Source organism: Streptomyces sediminimaris, from assembly GCF_047049295.1.
Classification (GTDB): Bacteria; Actinomycetota; Actinomycetes; order Streptomycetales; family Streptomycetaceae; genus Streptomyces; species Streptomyces sediminimaris.
The window spans coordinates 7,864,727-7,886,706 of the sequence record NZ_JBJWOT010000001.1; the positions used below are offsets into that span (position 1 = coordinate 7,864,727).

Sequence of the window (21,980 nt, forward strand, 5' to 3'; positions counted from 1 at the left end):
GGACCTCCCGCGGACGACGGTGTCGGCGTCCGGCCGGTCCGTACGGTGTCGTCATGTGGGAGGAGTCCTACGGCGCTGAATGTGACACCCGGCGTCCGGTGGAGACGGGGGACACACGAGGGGTGCGCCGGTGGGGCTGTCCCGCGCCGGCCCGGCGCGCCGGCAGGGCGCTCGCCCTCCCCACCCGCGGTGGGCGCTAGCTGTGCGTCTGCCGGGCGTGCCGGGGCAGCAGTCCCACCAGCAGGAAGGTCAGCAGGTTCAGGCCGGCCGCGATGCCGAGGACCAGTTCCGTGGCGCTGAGGTAGGAGTGGGCCGACGGGTGTCCGACCCGGGCGAAGAACACGGTACCGAGGGCGGCGACGCCGACGGCGCCGGCGAACTGCTGGACGGCGTTGAGCAGACCCGCGCCGCTGCCGACCTCCTCGGCGGTGGCGTCGCCGATGACGAAGTCGACGAGCGGGACGAACACGAGGCCGGAGCCGAACCCGGTGAGCACCAGCGAGGGTGCCAGATTCCAGACCGTGACGTCGGCCCCCCAGTGGGCGACGGACCACCACAGCGCCAGCAGGCCGGTGACGGCGAGGAACAGCCCCAGGTGCAGGCTCGCGCGGCCCAGCCTCTCGGCGAGCACGGCGCCCGCGAGCAGCACCGCGACGGCGGTGCCGAGGGCCCAGGGGATCAGCGACAGGCCGGTGCGCAGCGGCGTCCAGTGCAGGCCCTGCTGCAACAGCAGGTTGACGACGAGGACGAAGGCGCTGAGTGAGGCGTAGAAACCGGCCACGATGACCAGGCCGACGACGAATCCGCGCTTGCGGAACAGCGTCGGTGTGATCACCGGGTGCCTGCTGCGACGCTGGGAGACGACGAACAGGGCGAGCAGGCCGGCCGCGGCGGCCATCATGCCGTAGGTCCAGGCGGGCCAGCCGAGTTCGCGTCCCTGGATGAGCGGGACGATGAGCAGGGCCGACGCCGCGGTGAGCAGGGCGACACCGGTGAGGTCGAGGCGGGCGGTCCGGTCCTCGCCGCCGTGACGGGGCAGGACCCGCCGGCCGAGCAGGAGGGCGACCACACCGAACGGGACGTTGATCAGGAAGATGGAGCGCCACCCGCTGCCGAACAGGTCCAGATGGAGCAGCCAGCCGGCCAGGATGGGCCCGGCCACCATGGTCAGGCCCATCAGCGGGCCGACCGGGGTCAGCGCCTTGCGCAGCTGCTGGGGCGGAAAGACGACCTTCACCAGAGCCAGGCCCTGCGGGATCATGACCGACCCGCACAGGCCCTGCAGCGTGCGGGCGACGATCAGGAAGACCACGCCCGGGGCGAGGCCGCAGGCCAGCGAGGCCAGGGTGAAGCCGGTCATGCCGAGCAGGAACAGCCGCCGGCGTCCGAGCAGGTCGCCGAGCCGTCCCGAGGTGACCAGGCCGAGTGCGAAGGCGGCGGTGTAGGCGCTCAGCACCCACTGCACCGTGACCTGGCCCCCGTCGAGGTCGGCGCGGATGGACGGGCCGGCGAGGTTGGCGACGCTGGAGTCGATCAGATCCATGATGTCGGCCAGGACCACGACGGCCAGGACGAGCCACGCGGTGCGCATCGGCAGCGGGCTGATGGTGGGCGCTTGAGATATGTGCTGGTCAGTAGACACGAACACTGTTCTACAGCAGATCAGTGTTCTGAACAATGCGAACACCGTTCGGAGTGACTCGGAACACTGTTCGCAGACCCGCTAGACTCCGCCGTATGTCACCGACTCCGCAGGAACGGCGCGCAGCGCGGCACCGACTCGGCACGGACCCGAACGCACGAGGGGGCCGGCGCGGGCCCTCCGGCGGCCGCAAGAAGCCGATCACGGTCGACGCCATCATCGGCACCGCGTTCGGCATCGTGGAGAGCGAGGGCTACGAGGCCCTGACCATGCGGCGTCTGGCCACCGCGCTGGAGACGGGACCCTCGTCGCTCTACGCCCACGTGGTCAACAAGGAGGACCTGGACGAACTGCTCATCGGCCGGCTGTGCGCCGAGATCGACCTTCCCGATCCGGACCCCGGCGCCTGGCGGACGCAGATCATCGGCGTCTGCACCCAGCTGCGCGACCAGTACCTGCGCTACCCGGGCATCTCCCGGGCCGCCTTCGCCGCGGCCCCGTCCAACCTGGACACGCTGCGCGTCAGCGAGGGAATGCTCGCCATCCTGCTCGCCGGAGGCATCGCCCCGCAGGTCGCGGCCTGGGCGATCGACTCGCTGATGCTCTACGTCAACGCGTACAGCCTCGAGGTCTCGCTGGTGAACCGGCGGCTCAGCCGCGGCGGCGGCGACTGGGTCGTCAGCCGCGAGGAACTCCTGCGCCGGTTCGCCGCACTGCCCGACACCTTCCCCCAGACCAGGCGCTACGCCGCCGAACTCACCGCCGGAACGACCCACGACCGCTTCGACTTCACGCTCGGCCTGATGATCGACGGACTCCCGGGCCCTCGGTGAGTGCCCTGCACCACCCGGCCGCACGGCCGGGTGGCCGAAACACGGGCGCGTTGCCGAAAACGTGACGAAATCGGCACCTATCCTCAGGGGGTTCCCATTCCGGTTTTCCGCCCCAGGAGAATGACCATGGACCTCAAGCCCCTGGCCCGTACCGCGATCGCCGTCGTTGTCGCGGGGACCGCCCTCGTCACGGCAGTCGGCCCGGCCGCCGTGGCCGCTCCCCGGACGGCCGTCGTCCGGGAGGGCGCCCCGGGGCCGGGCGGCACGGCTCCGGCGGGCGGCGGGACGGGCAACAGCCTCGTCGACTTCGGCGGCGCCGCCATCGACTTCGTCGGCCGCCTCATCGGTACGGGCGGCGGGAGCGTCTGAGCGGACCCGGTCCAACCGGGACATCGTCCGATTTTTGACGCATGCTTTACGCGCTTCAGGAAACTGCCACCCACATTGGCGCACTCTGACGGTAAGCAGGGTTCATCCGAACTGGAGAGCAAGAGAGTGGGGCAGGCGTGCGAGGGCGCAAGGGCGGCATAGGGATCGCACTGGTCACGGTCGCGGTGCTGGTGGGCACCAGTGCCTGCGGCGGCGGCAGTGACAAGGCGAGCGGGGACGAGGGAAAGGCGTCGGGGAAGCCGAGTGCGAGTGCCTCGCCGTCGCCGACGAAGCCCAAGGGCCCGCCGATGCTGCTCGACACGATAACCCCGCAGTCGGGCACCACGGTCGGCGTGGCCATGCCGATATCGGTGATCTTCACGAACCCGGTGGCGCCCAAGGCGCGGGCCACGGTCGAGAAGCACATGAAGGTCAGCGCCTCCCGACCGGTGACCGGTGCCTGGCACTGGTTCGGCGACCGGCGCGCCGACTGGCGCCCGAAGACGTACTGGCCCTCCGGCACCACGGTGAAGATCGACGCCGAACTGAAGGACGTCGGCAACGGCAACGGCCGCTACGGCGTGCACGGCTACACGCACACCTTCAAGATCGGTGACGACGTGCGCGCGGATGTCTCGGTGACCGGCCACACCATGAAGGTGACCCGCAACGGCCAGGTCGTGCGCACCCTCTCGATCAACGCCGGGAGCGCCCAGTACCCGACCTGGAACGGCACCATGGCCGTCATCGACAAGCAGAAGAAGGTCCACATGACCTCCTGCAGCGTCGGTATCAGCTGCGACAAGGGCAGCCCGAACTACTACGACCTGACGCTGCCCTGGGACGTGCACCTGACCCGGTCCGGCACGTACGTGCACTACTCGACCGGCGACCCGAACCCGGGCAGCGGCAGCGCCCGCGGCTCGCACGGCTGCGTCCACCTGTCCATGTCGGACGCCAAGTGGTTCTACGGCCAGGTCAAGCAGGGCGACCCCGTCACCATCACCGGCTCGCCCCGCGCCAAGGCCCCGGCCGACAACGGCTACGCCTCCTTCGACCTGAGCTGGGACCAGTGGCTCGCGGGCAGCGCGTCCGGAGAGTCGACGACCGGCGCGCTGTGACCTGCCGCCGCCGCGACGGGGACAGCGGCCCCTCCCGCCGCCGGTCTCCTCGTCGCGGCGGGCGCGGTCAGGCCGGCTGCCACAGCTCGATCCGGTTGCCCTCCGGATCGGTGACCCAGCCGAATCGGCCGACGCCGTCCATCTCCTGCGTCTCGTCGGCCACGTCCGCCCCGCCGGCGCGCAGCTGCGCGAGCATCGCGTCCAGGTCACGGACCCGGAAGTTGAGCATGGTCCGCTGGGAGTCGGAGCCGAAGTAGTCGGTCCGGGACTCGAACGTCGCGAACACCGTGGGTCCCGTCTGCTGACGCCACAGGCCGTTGTCGTCGGCGTCCAGCCCCAGACGGTCGCGGTACCAGGCGCTGAGGGCCGCGGGGTCGGCGGCCCGCAGGAAGTAACCACCGATTCCGAGCACACGTTCCATGCGGCCATCCTGCCAGGATCGCGACGGGCACGGGCCGGATCGCGTCCGAGGGGCTGCCCGGGGCGCGTCCGGGAAGACGTCGTTCACCTCCACGCCGCCAGACGCGGCCTGCCCCGGGTGCTTCGATCCTCCTGGGGCCGCGGTGCGTGGTGAGCGACGGAGGTTGCGCCGTACGGCGGATGTTTGGCCTGTGAAGGTATGTATCTCCCGCGGCGGGGCACTTGGGGGTGTATCCGACGCCGCTCGGCGTCGCCCGGTGGCGAGGACGCCACCGATCAATTCTGACTTCTCGCGGTGGCGTACGCCCACGCGCGAGCTGTGCTGTGCGGGAGAGGGGAAATCGCCATGATGGTACCGGCGGAGAAGGAACTGCGTGCGGTGCTGGCCCGGTTCGCCCAGGCGCGGATCGAGCACGACGTGTGTCCCACCGGCCGCAGCAGCCGTGCCCTGGAGGACGTGACCTACACGCTGTGCGTCATGACCGCCTCCCGCACCGTGGAGCAGGCCCTGAGCACGGCGGACCTGCTCATGGAGCAGTATCGTGCCGGCCGCGCGGGGGTGGCTCAGGAGGAGGAGACCCTGGCAGCGTAGCGGCGGGTTCCCGCAGCCGCGGGCCGGCGGGCCGGGTGCCCGCCGGCCCGCGGCTGCGGTCAGGAGAGGCCGGGCAGCGCCGAGCAGTTGGACGTGGCCGGCTCGGCGTCGAAGCGGTCGGTCAGCCAGGAGATGGCGTCCCCCTGGTCGGCGAGCAGCGGGGCGAAGTGGTTGATCAGGGCGCTGCCCAGGCCGGGCAGGGTGACGGGCTTGTACGTCACGTCGGCGCCCTTGGCGCACCAGTCGACGGCGAGTTGGCGGGCCTGTGCGTGCGGTACGAGGTTGTCGCTGGTGCCGGTGGCCAGCCGTACCGGTGAGGCGGGCGCCAGCGTGCCGATGCGCTGCCGGTCCAGGAAGTCGGTCAGGGCTGGCTCGGACCGGATGATGTCGCTGATGGTGCGGCCGTCCGTGGTCCAGCTGGTGCTGTGCGAGCCGCCGTAGGCGAAGAGCGCGTCGCCGACACACATGGTCGACAGGTCCTTGAGGGCTGCCCGCCCCGCCGCGTTGAGGTGGGCGTCGGCGATCGGCTTCAGCGCGGGGTCGGACTCCAGGAACCCGTTGACCGACCAGCCCAGGGCGCCCGCCAGCTCGCTGCCGTCGATCGCCTTGGTGACCGCGACCAGGTCGGCCGGCGGGGCGCCCGCGTAGGTTCCGGAGAGGGTGACGTCGGGAGCGTAGGCCGCCTGCAGTTCGGCGGCGGCCGCGGTGGCGCCGCCGCCCTGGCTGTAGCCGAACAGGCCCACACGCGAGGCGGACGTGATCGACGTACCGCTGAGCGAGCGCGCGGCGCGGACGGCGTCGAGCACCGCGTGGCCCTCGTCCACTCTGTTGACGTAGGTGTGCAGCCGGTCCGTCGTGCCCAGTCCGGCGTAGTCGGTGACGACGACGGCGATGCCTCTGGCCAGGAGACGGTAGATCGCCAGATCCTCGTAACCGATGGACACCGTTTGGCCGTTGAGGGTGAGGGGGTGCTCCAGGCCGAGGGAGGCGGCACACTGGTCGCCCTGGCCCATGGTGCCCGGCGCCACGGCGACGAGCGGCCGGTCGCCGCGGCCGTGCCAGGCGGCGGTGGGTTCGATGTAGGCGCCGGTGACCGCCATGGGCTCGCCGCGCGAGTCGGTGGACTTGTACATCAGGCGGGTGGCGGCGCCGGGCAGCGGCCCGTCGAGGCCCGGCAGGCTCAGCGCCAGGGGGAGGGGTTCGCTGCGCACGAGGGCGCCGTTCGCGGCGGGCAGTGCGGCGGGCGGCGTGTAGAACTCCGGGATCGTGACGCCTCGGGAGACCACGGCGTCGGTGTGCGTCGCCGTCGGCGTCGCGACCGCGGGGAGCGCGGTGGTGCCGAGGCATGCGGCGGTCGTGACGGCGACGGCCAGTATGCGGGCTGATGCGGGCATGACGGACCTCCGGGGTCGGGGAGGCCGAGCCTCGACCTGCGGCTCGGTCGGCTGACGGCCTGGCGGGGGCAGGCCGGTGGGGGAGGGGCCCTGCGGCGCCGGGGCACGGTCGTCCCACCGCGCCCTCGCCCCGCGCCACTCTTAGACGAGGTGTCAGGACGGTATCGGCGAAGGTGTTACCGGGGGTAGCACCTGGAAGGTTACGTTTCAGTAATGTGACGGGCGGTGAGCGGCTTCCGGGGGTGCAGCCCGCGTGGCCCGGCGCGCGGCTCGGTCCGAAGCCCGGCTCGGCTCGGCCCGGCTCCGTCCGGACCCAGCCCGCCCACCGCCGCTCGGCCCGCGCCTGCGGTCAGCTCCCGCCCGTCCGGATCATGAAAGGGGTCCCGCCCGCCAGGTTTGGGTACTCGGACCGGCGTCGCGATCGTCTTCGGCCCCTCACCGGTTTGCGAGAGCCCTCGGTGAGCAGACGATCTCGCGGCAAGCCGTGCCGGGCCGGGCCGAAAGGAGCGTGTCCGTGCCGGGCCGAAAGGAGCGTGTTCATGACGGACAACGAGTCCGGTCTCCTCGCCGCCGAGGCGGACCCGGGGGCGGTCAGGCGTCACCGGTCCCTGTTCAGGGCCGTCCGGCGGCGCAGGAATCCGCCCCTGCGACGCACCGACATCACCGTCACCGACGAGGCAGCCGTCAAGAGGGCGGTGAAGGCGGCCTCGCTCGGCAACGCCATGGAGTGGTTCGACTTCGGGATCTACAGCTACCTCGCGGTCACCATCGGCCATGTCTTCTTCCCGTCCGGGAGCGACACGGTCCAGCTGCTGTCCTCGTTCGCGACCTTCGCGGTGGCGTTCTTCGTGCGCCCCCTCGGCGGTGTGGTCTTCGGGCCGATGGGTGACAGGATCGGCCGCAAGCAGGTCCTCGCCCTGACGATGATCCTGATGGCGCTCGGCACCTTCTCGATCGGCCTGCTTCCCTCGTACGCCACCATCGGCTTCTGGTCCCCGGCCCTGCTGATCTTCTTCCGGCTCATCCAGGGCTTCTCCACCGGCGGCGAGTACGGCGGCGCCTCCACCTTCATCGCCGAGTACGCGCCCGATCTGCGCCGTGGCTTCTACGGCAGCTTCCTCGAGCTGGGGACGCTCGCCGGGTACGTCGGCGCGGCCGGACTGGTGACGATCCTGACCGCGGTGCTGGACGGCGGCGGCATGGAGCAGTGGGGCTGGCGGGTGCCGTTCCTGGTGGCCGGTCCCATCGGGGTGATCGGTCTGTATCTGCGGCTCCGGCTGGACGAGACGCCCGCCTTCCGGAAGCTGGAGGACGGCTCCGTGCACCGGGCTTCCGACGCCGCCTCCGGCGTCGAGACGACCAGCACCGGGGACGTCGCGAAGATCTTCCGCGACTACTGGCCGACCCTGATCCTGTGCATCTGCCTGGTCGGCGCCTACAACATCGCCGACTACATGCTCCTGTCGTACATGCCGACGTACCTGTCGGACGAGATGGGCTACTCCGACACGCACGGCCTGCTCATCCTGATCGCCACCATGGCGGTGCTCATGCTGATCATCAACCGGGTGGGCCGGTGGAGCGACAGGTTCGGCCGGAAACCCCTGCTGATGACGGGGATGCTGGGGTTCGTCCTGCTGTCCCTCCCGGCCTTCCTGCTGGTCAGGCAGGGCAGTCTGTGGGCGGTGTCGGCCGCGATGCTGATGCTGGGACTGTCGCTGGTCTGCCTGCTCGGCACCATGTCCGCGACGCTGCCCGCGCTGTTCCCGACGCACGTGCGCTACGGCTCCCTGTCCATCGGCTACAACGTCGCGGTCTCCGTCTTCGGCGGCACCACGCCCTTCGTCATCACCGCGCTGATCTCCGGGACCGGCAACGAGCTCATGCCCGCCTTCTACGTCATCGCCGCGACCGTCGTCGGTGCGATCGCCGTGGCGTGCACGCGGGAGTCGGCGCGGCGGCCGCTGGCCGGCTCGCCGCCGTCCGTCGCCACTCCCGAGGAGGCCGCCCGGATGGTGGAGAGCCAGGCACCGGCGCCGAGGTTCTGACGGGCACACGTGGCAAGCCCGACCAAAAGGGGGAAGCCTGATGGAACCAGGGCCGGGGGCAGGCGAAGGAGGAGCGGTGCCGACACAGCCGGCGGAAGGAGCCGACCCCCGGCGGTGGAAGGCGCTGTGGGTCACGCTCGTGGCCGGGTTCATGAGCCTGCTGGACGTGACGATCGTGTCGGTGGCGCTCCCGTCGATGCAGCACGACCTCCACGCGTCGGCACCCGCCATCCAGTGGGTGGTCTCCGGCTACGCCCTCAGCTTCGCCCTGGTCCTCGTCACCGCCGGCCGCCTCGGCGACGCGATCGGCAGGCGCCGTATCTTCCTGTTGGCCCTGGCGGCCTTCGTGCTGTGCAGCGCGGCGGCGGGCGCCGCACCCAGCATCACGCTCCTGGTGGCAGCCCGTCTCGCCCAGGGCGCCGCCGCGGGCTGTCTCGCCCCGCAGAACTCCGCCCTCATCCAGCAGATGTTCCGCGGAGCCGAACGCGGGCGCGCCTTCGGCCTGTTCGGCGCGGTCGTGGGCATCTCCAGCGCCGTGGGCCCGATCGTGGGCGGCCTCGTCCTCACCCTCGCCAACGGCCCCCAGGGCTGGCGCTGGATCTTCTACGTCAACGTCCCGGTCGGCGCCGTGGCCCTGCTGCTGGGCCTCCGGCTGCTGCCCAGCACGTCACCGTCCCGCCGGGAGCGGCTCGACCTCGGCGGCGTCGCCCTCCTCGGGTGCGGAGTGCTGGCGCTGATGCTGCCGCTGGTGATGGCCGAGTCGGGCGGCGTACGGCGGCTGTGGTGGCTCTTCCCGGTGAGCCTGGCCCTCCTGTTCGGCTTCGTCCGCTGGGAGCGACGCGTCGCGGCCCGCGACGGCCAGCCGCTGCTGGATCCGCGGCTGGTCACGACCACGCGCGGCTACGCCGCCGGTGCCGCCCTGGGCACGTTGTACTTCGTCGGCTTCAGCGGTGTGTGGCTCGTCTTCGCACTGTTCTTCCAGAACGGTCTGGGCTACTCGCCGTTGCGCTCGGGGCTCGCGGTGACACCGTTCGCGATCGGATCGGCCTGTGCGGCGGCCGTGTCGGGACGCCTCGTGGACCGGCTCGGCAGGCTGCTGACGGTGTGCGGCCTGGTCGGTGTGACGCTCGGCCTGGGGGGCACCGCGCTGATCCTGCTGCTGGCGCCCACCCATGTGGCCGCCTGGCTGACCATGCCCGTCCTCTTCGTCGGCGGCCTGGGCAGCGGCTGTGTCATCGCCCCGAACGTCACCATGACCCTGCGGGAGGTCCCCGTACGGATGGCCGGCGCGGCCGGCGGCGCCCTGCAGACCGGGCAGCGGCTGGGCGGATCGGTGGGCACGGCCGCCCTGCCCGGCATCTTCTACGTCGTCCTGGGCTCCGGCGCCCACGACTACCATGCCGCCGTGGCGACCGCCGTCGGCCTGGGTCTCGGTCCCATCGTGTGCTCGCTCGTCCTCGCCGTCCACGACTGGCGGCGCGATCGCCGCGGTGACGGGGGACCCTGCCCGCCGGAGGTCTCGCACAGTCATCTGCACTCGCGCCAGAACTGAGGCCGTCTCAGGGACGACGTGCCGACCGGGGCCCGTACGACGGCGTCGCGCGCGCGACCGGCCCGCGGGAACCGGAGAACCGCATGCCGGTTCCGACGCGCCTGCGTGGACGGCGCGTGGGCGACGACCACGACGACCGGTGAGAACTTCTTGCCCCGCGGCCTCGACGACGTGGCGGCGCGGGCGTTCGCCGGCCGCGTCCGTCGCTGCTCCCGCGTCCGTCGCCGCTCCCGTGCCGGTCGCCGTCCCTGAGGCGCTGTCCCGACTCATCCTCCGTGCAGGGCCGTTGGGTGAGCCGGGAGCAGTGGTCCGACACGCCGCCGGCCGTGCGGCCCACGTCGGGGCCGCACGGCCGGAAACGGAGTGGCCGGCTCACGCCGCTTGGCGCGAGCCGGCCGGTCTGACGGTCAGGAGCGTGCCATGGCCGTCGTGGTGAGCCCAAGGACGACGGCGACGGCACCCGTGATCGAGTTGCTGACGACGGTGCCCGTGGTCGTCGAGGCGTTCTGCATCACCCACGGAGCGATGATCGCCCAGGCACCGATGCCGGACGCCGCCCAGCCCATGCCGAAGGTCCGCTCGAAGACCGAACCGAAGCCCAGGGCCAGGACGGCGAGCGCGATACCGGTGACCAGGTTGCTCACGGCCAGCGGGTTGCCGTTGAAGCCGATCACCCAGGGGGAGATGGCCAGGTACAGGCCGGTCAGCAGGGTCAGGCCCTCCGCCGCCTGCGCGGACGGCTTCACCGAGATCTCGGCGGCCCTCGCCCGCATGGCCTGGATGTCGGGATGTTCCTCGATACGCGACTGCATGGCCACGTCGGCCACCTTCTTCCTCTCTCTCGGGTGGTTGCTTACCTCTACCGTGTATCCGTATCGAGGGGATGGAATCGCGAAATCCGGTACGTTTTGTCATGTCCTGTCGAGCGAGATTCTCGGCCACGGCCGGTCTCGCGGCATGACGGGATTTCCGCCCGGCCGCCGCCCGAAACAGCTGCGCCCGGGCCGAGTTTGCCGGGCGGCTGCCCGGCCACTCCTTCACTACAAGTGACTTCAGTTGCCATCGGTGCTGTATGGAAAGGAGCCGGCTTGATAGCCCGCCTCGAGCGTTACCTGCTGCAGGACTTCCCCTTCATCCATCTGGTGATCGGGGGCATCGGCAACACGACATTCCTGGTCGGCAGCGTGTTCTTCCTGTTCCCCAGCCTGGAACGGGTCGCCCTGTGGCTGTTCGTCGTCGGCTCGCTCGGCATGTTCGTGGGCACCATCGGTGAGGCCTTCGTCCGGCACAAGCGCAAGTCGCAGCAGCCGGACACCGCGTCCGGGCGTCGACCCGTGCCCGACGACGGGCGGTGAACCGCTCGTCCCGGCCCGGCGGTGACCGGGGTTCGTCACGTACGACGGCGGGCCCTGGGTACGCCTCGATCGCGCCCGTGTGCCGAGGGCGGTCAGGAATTGCCCAGGGTGCCGAGAGTGGCCCGGGTCGTGTGCGCCTGCCCGTCACGGGAGTAGCCGATGGTCACCTTGTCGCCCGGTGCCTTGGTGGCCAGCGTCTCGGCCAGGGTCTGCGTGTCGGCGATCCGGGTGTCGTCCAGCTTGGTGATGATGTCGCCCGCGCGCAGCCCCGCCTTGTCCGCGGCGCCGCCCTTGGTGACGGCGACGATGCCGACGCCTGCCGGGGTGGAGTTCGCGTTGAGCACGGTCCGTACGGTGATGCCGAGCGCGGCGCGGCCGCTGTCGGTGACCTTGCCGTTCTTGATGAGCTGGTCGGCGATCCGGGTGACCGTGGAGCTGGGGATGGCGAAGCCGATGCCCGGGGCCGCGCCGCCGCCGAGTTCCCGGTCGACGGCGGCCAGGGTGTTGATGCCGACCACCTGACTGGAGAGGTTGACCAGCGCGCCGCCGCTGTTGCCGGGGTTGATGGCGGCGGAGGTCTGCACCATGTTGGGGATGGTGGCGCCGGCGGAGCCGCTCGCGGCGGGCTCGGAGACGGTACGGCCGACGGCGGAGACGATGCCCTGCGTGACGCTGCTGGACAGGCCCAGCGGGTTGCCCATGGCGAGCACCATCTGGCCGACCTTGACCTTCTTGCTGTCGGCGAAGGCAGCCGGGTGCAGGGAGGACGGCGGCGTGTCGAGGCGGATGACCGCCAGATCGTTCGGACGGTAGGTGCCGACCAGGCGGGCGTGCAGGGGGTGCTGCCGGTCGGCGAGGGTGACGGTGAAGTTCTGGTGCCGGCCGACCACGTGGGCGTTGGTGACGATGTCGCCCTTGCCGTCGTAGACGATCCCCGAGCCGAGCCCTTCCGAGGTGGTGATCTGGACGACCGAGGGCAGGGCGTTGTGCACCACGCGTGTGTAGTCGCTCTGCAGCTCACTGCTCACCGAGGAGGCCGTGCCGGTGGCCTTGGGCGAACCGGACGATCCGCCGGACTTCGATGAACCGGACGAGTTGCCGCTGCAGGCAACGGCCAGCACGCCCACCAGTCCCGCGACCGCGCCGTGGGACAACGCCCGGCGCAGTCGGTGCGGCGTGGTGGCGGACGCGCCCCGTGCGGTGTGCTGGGCGGCGTGGTCGTGGCGAGGCGTATCGATCATGGCGTGCTCCCGAGACTGCGACAGTGCGAAGACGAAGCTCCTGCCGGAGTGGGGTTCCCTGCGAGGCGCCGCGCACGCCCCCATCCGCCTGCCGGGCACGTTCGAACGGCGAACCGCCCGCCGTCACAGACCGGTTGCGAGTGACCGTGGCGGCAAGCGGTGAGCGGCAAGCGGTGAGCGGCAAGCGGTGAGCGCTGGGCGGCGAGGGTGGCATCGGGGCTGTCCCGCGTCTGCCGTGCGGGCTCACCAGGGCACGGTGCCGCCCGAGCGGTCCAGGTACGCCAGGCCCGGCGTGCCCAGCCTGGACAGCAGGACGTCCACCAGCAGCGGGACGCTCTCCTCGAGGGTGAACGGCGCCTCCGGGCCCCCGAGCGCGGTCCGTATCCAGCCGGGTGCCAGGAGCACGAAGGCGCGCCGTGTCTCTGCCTGCCGGGCCGCGAAGCTGCGCATGAACATGTTCAGGGCCGCCTTGCTGCCCCGGTAGACCTCGCGGCCCCCTGTCGTGTTGTTCGTGATGCTGCCCTGCCCGGACGACATCGCTCCGATGAGCCCGGTGGGGGACACCAGGTCTTCCAGCGCCTCGATGACCCGCATGGGCCCGAGGGCGTTGGTGATCATCAGAGCGACGAAATCCGCTGCCGGAACCGCTCCGATCGGTGTGTGCTCGTTGTTCGTCGCTCCCGCGTTGACGAAGAGCAGGTCGATCCGGCGGTCCGCGAGACGCTCGTGCAGGGGCGCGAGGTGGCCGGGCTCGTCGACGTCGAGACGCTCGATGGTGACGCGCCCGCCGGATCGGTCCGCGAGGTCGTGCAGGGGCGTCCGGGCAGAGGTGTCCCGGACCGTGCCGATGACGGTCCAACCCCGGTGGAGGAGTTCTGCCGCCATCCCGTGGCCGAGACCGCGCGAGGCCCCGACGACGACAGCGGTGGGCGTGTGCTGGTCTGTGACAGCCGATGACATCGAGCGTCATCTCCGTTCTGTGCGTGGTCGGTTCACCGTGCGGGGGCGTCGCGGAGATCCGCGGTGAGCCGGTCGGTGACGCCGCTGTGTGCTGCTCCCCCGTGTGGGCCGAGTCTGTCCGCCGCGCTCCGGCGGGGGCGAGCCGAAGCGGCCCGCTTGTAGGATTTCCGCTGTGCCAGGTACATCGATGTCCGAATCCATCGTTGTGGGGCCGGAGGATGTGCGAATCATTCGCGCGCTGCAGATCGCTCCGCGGGCTTCCTTCGCCGCGATGGCGGCAGCCCTCGGCCTCACCGAGAGCGCCGTCAACCGCCGGTACCGGCGCCTGCGCGCCGACGGCGTCGTGCGCGTCGCCGGCGTCGTCAACCCGGGGGCGCTGGGACAGAGCAGGTGGCTGGTGAGGCTCCGGTGCCGACCCGGCAGCGTCGCGGCGATCGCCGAGGCGCTCGCCCGGCGCGACGACGTCAACTGGGTGGCCCTGAGCGCGGCGGGCTACGAGATCACATGCGCGACCCAGTCACGGACCCGGGAGCAGCGCGAGAACCTGCTCGGGCAACGGCTTCCGCGCACCGCCGCGGTGCTCGACATCAACGCCTTCGCCGTCCTCCGTCAGTTCATGGGAGGCCGCGGCCACTACTGGGCGGCCCTGGAGGGTGTGCTCTCCCCGGAGCAGGAAGCCATGCTCGGCAGCGACGGTCCCCCGTTCACCGAATCCCCGGTCGTCACGCGCGATCCCGTGCACCTCACCACGGAGGACGAGAGGATCCTCGACGCTCTCGCCGCGGACGGCCGCGCCAGTCTGGTCGACCTCGCCGCGGCGGCGGACTCCACTCCGGGCCGCGTCTCACGCCGCCTGCACACCCTGCTTCTGCGCCGCGTCGTGCACATCGACGTCGAGATCGCCGCGGCCGCGCTGGGCTATCACGCCCGGGCGAACCTGTGGCTGCGCGTGCATCCGTCGGCGGTGAAGGAGGTCGGACGCGCGCTCGCACGGGAACCCGAGATCGCCTTCGCCGCGGCCGTCTCCGGGCCCTTCAACCTCCACGCCGTCGCACACTGCCGGGACCTCGACGAGCTGTTCGAGTTCACGTCGGATCGGGTCGGGTCCCTGGCCGGCCTGCAGAGCATGGAGGTCTCACCCGTGCTGCGGCACATCAAGCAGGCCGGCACGCTGCTGTCCGGTGGTCGCCTCGTCGAACCGCCACGGAGCGAGCGCGACCTGCGGCGGGACACCGCAGAGAGGCGGTAGGTCCGGTGCCCGTGCGCCGACCGCGAAACGACGAACAGCGTCGGCATCCGGCAACAGTAGGGCGGTAACCGGCAGTTGACCTCAAACCCGACGGCGCGGGCGCTCCCCGGACAGCTTCCTCGTGGTGTCACACCGGCCGATCGCCTTCGTGCGATCCCGGAACGGCGGTACGGAGGTGCGCGGGTGGATCCGGCGACGTCGGCGGTACGGGCGCTGGTCACCGGCGCGGCAGCGGGTCCCGGTGAACCCCGGTCCGACCGCCGCGAGTCGCCGGCCAGGCGCCCGATCCGCCGGGCGGTGCTCAGCACGCGGATGGCCCTCAGCACGTGGACGGTCCTCAGCACGCGAGCGCTCACCTGTGGTGCGGACCTGCCCGGTGGGGTCCGGCGCCGTGGCTCAGCGCGCTGCCAGGCGCATCTCGCGCGGGCTCACGCCGAAGCGCCGGCGGAAGCCCGTGCTCAGCGCGCTGGCCGAGGAGAAGCCAGTGGCGTAAGCGAGTTCGGTGATCGTCATGTGGGCGCAGCTGTTGCACTGGAGGCGGTCGCGGACCAGCCGCAGGCGCTCCTCGCGGATCAGGTCCCGCGGCGTGGTGCCCGCGCGCTGCAGGGCCAGCTGGATCTGGCGCAGGGACCAGCCGAGGGCGCGCGCCATGGAGGAGCCGGTGAGGCCGGCGTCCTCCGCGTGGTCACGCACATAGCGGCGGACCATCGCCTCGACCTCGGCGAGATGATCCGGGGTGTCGGGGCGGTCGTCGCCGACGACGAGCATGCACAACAGGTCGACCAGGCGGTCCGCCACCGCGTCGAACTGCGGGTCGGTCAGGGCGTACCGCTGCTCGTGCAGATCGTTCAGCACGGAGCTCACGACCCGGCCCAGCCCGCGGGTGAGGTCCACTCCGGCCGAGAGCGGGGACGTGCGGTTCAGCCGGCCGTCGATCTCCCGCGCGGGGATGGTGAAGATGAACGCCCGGGTGGACGGGTCCTGCACGCACTGGAAGGGTGCCCCGAAGCTGACCAGCCCGCCGGTCCCCGGCGTGAGTTCGGCCTGTCCCTCGTCCTGGCGCAGCATGAACCGGCCGCTGAGCGCGACCAGCAGCCGGTAGTCGTCGTCGGGGTCCTGCCGCACCTGCTGGGCCGTGCGCTGGTACTCGATCTCGTCCGAGTGGAACCGCACCAGCTGATACGTGCCGGTGCGCTGGCGGACCGTCTCCCCCTCGAAGTTGTCGAGTCGCGCGTACCGGTACCCCATGCGGGACTGGTAGGACGCGATGTGCTCGCTCCAGAAGTCGGCCCGTTCACGCGGACCCACTTCTGTCGTGGTCTGCTCCTCCACGACGTAACCTCGCGCGGGCACCGTCCCCTCCATCGCGGCGTGTCCTGGCGGTCGTTGCAGGTCGGGCGGCCCGCGTGGGCCACCGAGCGTCACTCGGCGTCAGCTTAGTGCAACGGGCGGTTCCCTCATCACCTCCGTAAGGTCATTGGCATATGCCAAAGGGAAGTCGGCGTCCTGCCTGAGGCTCCTGGTGCCGATGCGTCCGGTGACAACTTCTCTGCGCGCGTGGGCAAGTGCGCCGCCGTGTGCGTCGCTACCGTCGGCGACCCGTCAACTCACGCCCGCCACAGAGGACTTCATGACCGATCAGATATCGGAGGCGGTGATGTGGTGCCTGGGCCTGGGCCTGTGTGCCGTCACCGTGCTGCTGGTGCGGCAGCGCGGCATCACCGCCTTGCAGCGCCGACGGAACACCGAACTGTCGGACGGCCTGCGGATGCGGGACGAGGAACTGCGCCACCTGGTCTCGGTCCGCCTGCCCGCCCTCGAGGACGTCACCACGCCCCGACCGGTTCCCGCGGCCGGTCTGCTGGAGGACCGGCTCGCCGGAACGGACTTCGCGAAATGCCTCGACGCCGTGCTGGACCGCTTCTCGCAGGCCGTCGAGCACGCGCAGTCGCGTGCCGACCAGTCGGCGAAGGCGGCCCTGAAGGCGTCCATGCGCTCCATCCAGGCGCTCGCCAACGAGCAGCAGGTGTCGATCTCCGAGATGCAGGACCGGCACGACCACCCCGACGTGCTGCGCGACCTGCTCGAGATCGACCACACCAACGCCCAGTTCGGCCGTCGCGCGCAGGCCATCGCCGTGCTCTGCGGCTCCTGGCCGGGCCGCCAGCGCGCCACCTCCGCACTCGTCGAGGTCGTACGCGGCGCCACCTCCCGCATCCGTGACTACCGGCGCGTCCGCATCACCGGCGAGGTCGACATCGCCGTGGAGAGCAGGGCGGTCGAACCGGTCGTCCTCACCATCGCCGAACTGCTCGACAACGCGGCACGCCACTCGCAGCCGGGCACCAAGGTCGAGGTCACCGTCCAGACGGTGCACAACGGCGCCTGCGTGGTGATCGACGACGCCGGTGTCGGCATGGACGGCCAGGCGACCGAGCTGGCCGCCGAACTGCTGTCCGGCAGGCACCCGGTGGACGTCACCCGGCTCGGCGACCCGCCCCGGTTCGGCTTCGCCGTCATCGGCGTACTCGCCGAACGCTACGGTTTCACCGTCTCCGCCGACACGCTCTCCCCGTACGGGGGCGTACGCGCCGTGGTGTTCCTGCCGTCCGCGCTGCTCACGCACCGGGCGCCGGCCCCCGAGCCCGCCGCGGCGCCGTCCACCCTCGACGCCGGCGCGACGGCCGCCCGTCCTCCGGGCCACCCGGCCGCCTCCGGCCCGACGGCCGGGGCCGACACCCCGCAGCCGGCCGCATCGGCCGCATCCACCGCCGGTGCGACACCGGGCACCTCAGCGGTGCCCGACGCGGGCGCCCCGGCCGACGGCGGCACCGGCACCCGTCCGACCACGCCCGGAGGACTGCCCAGACGCCGTCGCCGATCCGCCCGCACCGACGCCGCCGAGCACACGGCCGCGGCGGCCGAGGAGGTCGGCGGCCGCTCGGCGGAGGAGAACGCCCGGCGCATGGGCGCCTTCGCACGCGGCACCCGCCACGGCCGGGCCGCCCAGCACACCACCCAGGAAGACGAAGGGAACAGCAACGAATGACCGGGCCCACCAACAACGAGTTGGGCTGGATGCTGGACGAGGTGCTGAAGGTGCCGGAGGCGCGCCACGCGATCCTGCTCTCCGCCGACGGCATGCTCCGCGCCCACTCCAAGGACATCGGCCGCGACGACGCCGAGCGGCTCGCCGCGGGCCTGTCCGGCGTCCAGTCGATCAGCCGCAGCACCGCCGAGTTCTGCGGCACGCCGCACACCCCGTGGCGGCAGACCCTGATCGAGTTCGCGCACGGCTACGTCTTCCTCGTCGCCGCCGGCGAGGGCGCCTACCTCGCGGTCTCCACCGGCCAGGACGTGGACATGGAGGCGGTCACGTACCGCATGCACAAGCTGGTGGACCGGCTCGGCAAGGAGCTGACCAGCCCCGCGCGGCAGGACGCCGGCAGCCCGGCATGACCCCGCGGCGCCGCCCCGACAGGCTGGTGCGGTCGTACGTCGTCACGGACGGCCGCGCCCACCCCACGCGCAACACCCTGGACCTGGTCACGCTGCTGATCGCCGCCGACGATCTGCCGCTGACCGGACTGAGCCCGGAAAAGCGCGGGCTGATGGAGCTGTGCCGGCCGGGAGCGCTGTCCGTCGCGGAGGTGGCGGGCCACCTGGCACTGCCGGTCAGCGTCACCAAGGTGCTGATCGCCGACCTGATGGACAGCGGCCACATCGTCACCCGCGCACCGATCCCGGCCGCCCGGCCGTCCGACGTCACCATCCTCCAGGAGGTCCTCGATGGGCTCCGCGCCCGCCTCTGACGACCGCTATCTGCGGCCCGGCGTGCAGACCGCGGTCAAGCTGCTGATCGTCGGCCACTTCGCGGTCGGCAAGACCACCTATGTCGGCGCGCTCTCCGAGATCCGCCCGCTGCGCACCGAGGAGGTCATGACCGAGGCCGGCGCCCTCGTCGACGACCTCTCCGGCATGAACGACAAGACGACCACCACCGTCGCCCTCGACTTCGGCCGGCTCACCCTCAACGACCACCTGGTGCTCTACCTCTTCGGCACCCCCGGCCAGCAGCGCTTCACCCAGCTCTGGCAGGACATGACACGCGGCGCGCTGGGGGCGCTGGTGCTCGCCGACACCCGTCGGCTGAACCAGTCCTTCGAGGTCATGGGTGTCCTGGAGGAGCTCGGCCTGCCCTACGCCGTCGCCCTCAACGACTTCGACGACGCACCCCGGCACGAGCTGGACGAGGTCCGCGACGCCCTCGACCTGCTCCCCGAGACACCCCTCGTCCGCTGCGACGCCCGCGACCGAGGCTCCTCCACGCGGGCGCTGATCGCCCTCGTCGAGTACCTCCTGACCCTGCCTTCCGACCGCCGTCCCTCGAGCGGCGGGACTCCCACCGGCCACCTGGAGCACGCGTGACCTCCGAACCACCCCGGCCCGCCGCCCCGCCACCGGGCTGCCCGGCCCACGAGGCCCTGTACGGAACCGAGTTCGCCGCCGACCCGGGCGCCGTCTACGCACGGCTGCGCCGCTACGGCCCGATCGCACCGGTCGAGCTGGCGCCCGGTGTGCGGGCCTGGCTCGCCGTCGGCTACGACGCCGCACTGCACGTGCTGCGCAGCACCGAGACCTTCTCCAAGGACCCCCGCCGCTGGCAGGACCTGGCCGACGGGACCGTCCCCGCCGACAGCCCGGTGGTGCCGATGATGATGTACCGGCCCAACGCGCTGTGGACCGACGGCGCGGAGCACCGCCGGCTGCGCGGCGCGATCACCGACAGTCTGGCCCGCGTGGAGCCGAACACGCTGCGCGGATACGTCGAGACGAGCGCCGACGCCCTCATCGACCGGTTCGCGCCCGCGGGCAAGGCCGATCTCCTCGGCGAGTACGCGCAGGTGCTGCCCCTGCTGGTGTTCAACCACCTCTTCGGCTGCCCGGCCGACTACGGTGAGCGGCTCGTGCGGGGCATGTCCGGGATCTTCGACGGCGTCGACGCGGAGAAGGCGAACGAGCTGCTCGCCACGACCCTGTTCGACCTCGTCGCGCTCAAGCGCAGGCAGCCCGGCCAGGACGTCACCTCCTGGCTGCTGGCCCACCCGGCCGGACTCACCGACGAGGAGATGGTGCACAACCTCGTCCTGCTCATGGGCGCCGGCACCGAGCCGCAGCAGAACCTGATCGCGAACAGTCTTCGGCTGCTGCTGTCCGACGACCGTTTCGCCGGCGACCTGTCGGGCGGCAGCCTGCCGGTGGAGGACGCCCTCGACGAGGTGCTGTGGAACGATCCGCCCATGGCCAACTACGCCGTCCACTACGCGGTGCACGACGTCACCTACGAGGGGATCGCCCTGCACCCGGGCCGGCCGATCGTGGTCTCGCTCGCCGCGGCGAACAACGACCCCTCGCTCAGCGGCGACCAGCGCGCGGGAAACCGCGCCCACCTGGCGTGGAGCGCGGGCCCGCACACGTGTCCTGCGCAGAGTCCCGCCCGGTTGATCGCGGCGGCGGCGGTGGAGAAGCTCCTCGACCGCCTTCCCGACCTCGAACTCGCCGTGCCGGTGGAGGACCTGGTGTGGCGGCCGGGCCCGTTCCACCGGGCACTGGCCGCGCTGCCGGTGACGTTCCCGCCGGCTGCCGCCGGGCGCGCCACGGACGACGAGCCGCCCGTGGCACACGCCACCGTGCCCGCCCGGCCCTCCTCGGCCCCGGCCGTGGCGCGGGAACGCCGCGGCTGGCGGGACCGGGTGCGGACCTGGTGGCGCGGGGAGTGATCAGCGCAGGAGCACCGGGAGGGAGCGGTGGCCGTTGGAGATGAAGGAGTCCACCGGCTCCAGCTCCTCCTGCCCGACGGCCAGTCGCAGGTCCGGGAAGCGGCCGAAGAGCGCCGGGAGCGCGACCCGCGCCTCCAGCCGGCCCAGGGGCGCGCCCAGGCAGAAGTGCACGCCGTACCCGAAGGCCAGGTGCTCCTTGTCGACGCGGGTGACGTCGAAGCGGTCCGCGTCGTCGCCGTACCTGCCGGGGTGGCGCCCGGCGGCGGCGTACGCGGCCAGGATGGCCTCACCCTTGCCGATCACCATCCCTTCGGGGCCGCCGAACTCCGCCAGTACCAGGTCCTCCACGGCGTACCGCAGCGGCAGGCTCGCCACCGGTGCCTCGACACGCAGCGTCTCCTCGATCACGTCCTCCCAGGAGGCGCGGCCCTCGCGGACGAGGGCCAGCTGGTCGGGGTGGGTGAGCAGCGCGTGGATGGCGTTGTCGATGAGGTTGACCGTGGTCTCGTGGCCCGCGCTGACCATGAGCACCAGGGTGTCGAGGAGTTCCTGCTCGCTCAGGCGGCCGCCGTCCTCGTCCTCGCGGGCCGCGATGAGGGCGGAGGTCAGGTCGTCGCCGGGCGACTCCCTCTTCAGGGCGACGAGTTTGGCGAGCGCGGCGTAGAAGCGGGCGTAGGTGTCGGTGACCTCCTCCGGTGTCGCGGAGGTGTGGAAGATGCTGTCCACGACGGCGCGCAGTTCGGCGCCCTGGTCCTCGGGCAGGCCGAACAGTTCGCTGATCACCTGGATCGGCAGCGGGTAGCAGAACCCCTCGCGCAGATCGACGACCTGCCCGTCCCGGCCGGCCTGTGCGACCCGGTCCAGCAGGTTCCCGGTGATCTCCTCGACGCGGGGCCGCAGTGCGGCGGTGCGGCGCGCGGTGAACGCCTTGGAGACCAGGGCCCGCAGGCGTTTGTGCTCGCCGCCGTACGCGGTGAACATGTTCTGCACCGCCACCCAGGTGAACAGCGGCCATTCCGGGGCGATCCCGCCGTTGATCCAGCGGGTCCAGTGGCGGCGCGGGTCCTTGGAGACGCGCGGGTCGGTCAGCAGGCGCCTGAGCAGGTCGGGGTCGCTGACCGCCCAGGCCTCGACGCCGTCGGGGAGCTCCACCGGCGTGGCCGGTCCGCGGTCACGCACCCGCGCGGCCTCACCGTGGATGTCGCGGCCGGTCGGGTCGATCACTAAGGGGTCGGGGTGTCCCATCGCAGCCTCCCAGTTGTTCGAATCCGGATACGAACGGTAAAGCTACGTCGCCGTAGCGTCGCCGGACGAGATCCCGCGGCGCCCACTGCGTACCGCCGCAACTTCCTTGCGCGTGACCGCAAGTCGGCCGCCCCGCCGGGGCCCTAGGGTCGGGGCGTCGGACGGGAGGGGCCGGTGAG

General features: G+C 71.7%; 21 protein-coding genes. 13 read left to right on the forward strand and 8 right to left on the reverse strand.

Features of this window, described 5'->3' with window-relative positions; genetic code table 11:
• Positions 1-196: 196 nt before the first annotated feature.
• Positions 197-1,642 carry an MFS transporter gene (locus ACJ9NR_RS36010; RefSeq protein ID WP_412492488.1) on the reverse strand — a complete coding sequence of 482 codons (1,446 nt, stop codon included), beginning with the start codon at positions 1,640-1,642 and terminating at the stop codon, positions 197-199.
• 95 nt (positions 1,643-1,737) lie between these two features.
• On the opposite strand from ACJ9NR_RS36010, the gene ACJ9NR_RS36015 reads away from it, so the two are divergent.
• The 3 genes from ACJ9NR_RS36015 (at position 1,738) to ACJ9NR_RS36025 (ending at position 3,965) form a co-directional block, all read left to right on the forward strand.
• Complete coding sequence (locus tag ACJ9NR_RS36015; RefSeq protein ID WP_412492489.1) at positions 1,738-2,475, forward strand: TetR/AcrR family transcriptional regulator; 738 nt, start codon at positions 1,738-1,740, stop codon at positions 2,473-2,475.
• 126 nt (positions 2,476-2,601) lie between these two features.
• Complete coding sequence (locus tag ACJ9NR_RS36020; RefSeq protein WP_412492490.1) at positions 2,602-2,844, forward strand: hypothetical protein; 243 nt, start codon at positions 2,602-2,604, stop codon at positions 2,842-2,844.
• Positions 2,845-2,981: 137 nt separating this feature from the next.
• A complete protein-coding gene (locus ACJ9NR_RS36025; protein ID WP_412492491.1) occupies positions 2,982-3,965 on the forward strand; it encodes a L,D-transpeptidase in 984 nt (327 codons plus the stop codon).
• Positions 3,966-4,032: 67 nt separating this feature from the next.
• Here ACJ9NR_RS36025 and ACJ9NR_RS36030 read toward each other — a convergent pair whose 3' ends face one another.
• Positions 4,033-4,386 carry a VOC family protein gene (locus tag ACJ9NR_RS36030; RefSeq protein WP_412492492.1) on the reverse strand — a complete coding sequence of 118 codons (354 nt, stop codon included), beginning with the start codon at positions 4,384-4,386 and terminating at the stop codon, positions 4,033-4,035.
• Between the two features lie 345 nt (positions 4,387-4,731).
• On the opposite strand from ACJ9NR_RS36030, the gene ACJ9NR_RS36035 reads away from it, so the two are divergent.
• A complete protein-coding gene (locus ACJ9NR_RS36035; protein ID WP_412492493.1) occupies positions 4,732-4,977 on the forward strand; it encodes a DUF5133 domain-containing protein in 246 nt (81 codons plus the stop codon).
• Positions 4,978-5,036: 59 nt separating this feature from the next.
• On the opposite strand, the gene ACJ9NR_RS36040 is transcribed toward ACJ9NR_RS36035, so the two are convergent.
• Positions 5,037-6,371: an alpha/beta fold hydrolase gene (locus ACJ9NR_RS36040; RefSeq protein ID WP_412492494.1), complete on the reverse strand. Its 1,335-nt coding sequence runs from the start codon at positions 6,369-6,371 to the stop codon at positions 5,037-5,039.
• Positions 6,372-6,910: 539 nt separating this feature from the next.
• On the opposite strand from ACJ9NR_RS36040, the gene ACJ9NR_RS36045 reads away from it, so the two are divergent.
• Positions 6,911-8,419, forward strand: coding sequence for an MFS transporter (locus ACJ9NR_RS36045; protein ID WP_412492495.1), 1,509 nt, complete (start codon positions 6,911-6,913; stop codon positions 8,417-8,419).
• A 40-nt stretch (positions 8,420-8,459) separates the two neighbouring features.
• Entirely contained in the window at positions 8,460-9,971 is a 1,512-nt protein-coding gene (locus ACJ9NR_RS36050) for an MFS transporter (protein ID WP_412492496.1), read from the forward strand.
• Between the two features lie 407 nt (positions 9,972-10,378).
• Here ACJ9NR_RS36050 and ACJ9NR_RS36055 read toward each other — a convergent pair whose 3' ends face one another.
• Positions 10,379-10,783 carry an SPW repeat protein gene (locus ACJ9NR_RS36055; protein ID WP_412492960.1) on the reverse strand — a complete coding sequence of 135 codons (405 nt, stop codon included), beginning with the start codon at positions 10,781-10,783 and terminating at the stop codon, positions 10,379-10,381.
• Between the two features lie 276 nt (positions 10,784-11,059).
• Between ACJ9NR_RS36055 and ACJ9NR_RS36060 the strand changes: the two genes are divergently transcribed.
• A complete protein-coding gene (locus ACJ9NR_RS36060) occupies positions 11,060-11,326 on the forward strand; it encodes a YrhK family protein (RefSeq protein WP_412492497.1) in 267 nt (88 codons plus the stop codon).
• Positions 11,327-11,418: 92 nt separating this feature from the next.
• On the opposite strand, the gene ACJ9NR_RS36065 is transcribed toward ACJ9NR_RS36060, so the two are convergent.
• Positions 11,419-12,567 (reverse strand): S1C family serine protease, encoded by a 1,149-nt coding sequence (locus tag ACJ9NR_RS36065; protein WP_412492498.1) that lies wholly within the window; start codon positions 12,565-12,567, stop codon positions 11,419-11,421.
• A 243-nt stretch (positions 12,568-12,810) separates the two neighbouring features.
• Positions 12,811-13,527 carry an SDR family NAD(P)-dependent oxidoreductase gene (locus ACJ9NR_RS36070; RefSeq protein ID WP_412492499.1) on the reverse strand — a complete coding sequence of 239 codons (717 nt, stop codon included), beginning with the start codon at positions 13,525-13,527 and terminating at the stop codon, positions 12,811-12,813.
• A gap of 220 nt (positions 13,528-13,747) precedes the next feature.
• Between ACJ9NR_RS36070 and ACJ9NR_RS36075 the strand changes: the two genes are divergently transcribed.
• Positions 13,748-14,776, forward strand: a complete 1,029-nt coding sequence (locus ACJ9NR_RS36075) for an Lrp/AsnC family transcriptional regulator (protein ID WP_412492500.1) — start codon at positions 13,748-13,750, stop codon at positions 14,774-14,776.
• 396 nt (positions 14,777-15,172) lie between these two features.
• On the opposite strand, the gene ACJ9NR_RS36080 is transcribed toward ACJ9NR_RS36075, so the two are convergent.
• Entirely contained in the window at positions 15,173-16,129 is a 957-nt protein-coding gene (locus ACJ9NR_RS36080) for an AraC family transcriptional regulator (protein ID WP_412492501.1), read from the reverse strand.
• 277 nt (positions 16,130-16,406) lie between these two features.
• On the opposite strand from ACJ9NR_RS36080, the gene ACJ9NR_RS36085 reads away from it, so the two are divergent.
• Genes ACJ9NR_RS36085 through ACJ9NR_RS36105 form a run of 5 tightly spaced genes read left to right on the forward strand, consistent with a single transcriptional unit; the run spans position 16,407 to position 20,556 of the window.
• Complete coding sequence (locus ACJ9NR_RS36085; RefSeq protein ID WP_412492502.1) at positions 16,407-17,825, forward strand: ATP-binding protein; 1,419 nt, start codon at positions 16,407-16,409, stop codon at positions 17,823-17,825.
• Complete coding sequence (locus tag ACJ9NR_RS36090; RefSeq protein ID WP_412492503.1) at positions 17,822-18,235, forward strand: roadblock/LC7 domain-containing protein; 414 nt, start codon at positions 17,822-17,824, stop codon at positions 18,233-18,235. Before ACJ9NR_RS36085 ends, ACJ9NR_RS36090 begins: the two co-directional genes overlap by 4 nt.
• A complete protein-coding gene (locus ACJ9NR_RS36095) occupies positions 18,232-18,588 on the forward strand; it encodes a DUF742 domain-containing protein (protein WP_412492504.1) in 357 nt (118 codons plus the stop codon). Before ACJ9NR_RS36090 ends, ACJ9NR_RS36095 begins: the two co-directional genes overlap by 4 nt.
• On the forward strand, positions 18,566-19,204 hold the full coding sequence (locus ACJ9NR_RS36100; protein ID WP_412492505.1) for a GTP-binding protein: 639 nt from the start codon (positions 18,566-18,568) through the stop codon (positions 19,202-19,204). The genes ACJ9NR_RS36095 and ACJ9NR_RS36100 overlap by 23 nt, the downstream gene beginning before the upstream one ends.
• The gene (locus ACJ9NR_RS36105) at positions 19,201-20,556 is read left to right on the forward strand and encodes a cytochrome P450 (protein WP_412492506.1); all 1,356 of its coding nucleotides are present in this window, start codon (positions 19,201-19,203) and stop codon (positions 20,554-20,556) included. Before ACJ9NR_RS36100 ends, ACJ9NR_RS36105 begins: the two co-directional genes overlap by 4 nt.
• Here the strand turns inward: ACJ9NR_RS36105 and ACJ9NR_RS36110 are convergent, their stop codons facing one another.
• Positions 20,557-21,801, reverse strand: coding sequence for a cytochrome P450 family protein (locus ACJ9NR_RS36110; RefSeq protein ID WP_412492507.1), 1,245 nt, complete (start codon positions 21,799-21,801; stop codon positions 20,557-20,559). It lies immediately after the preceding gene.
• Positions 21,802-21,980: the final 179 nt, after the last annotated feature.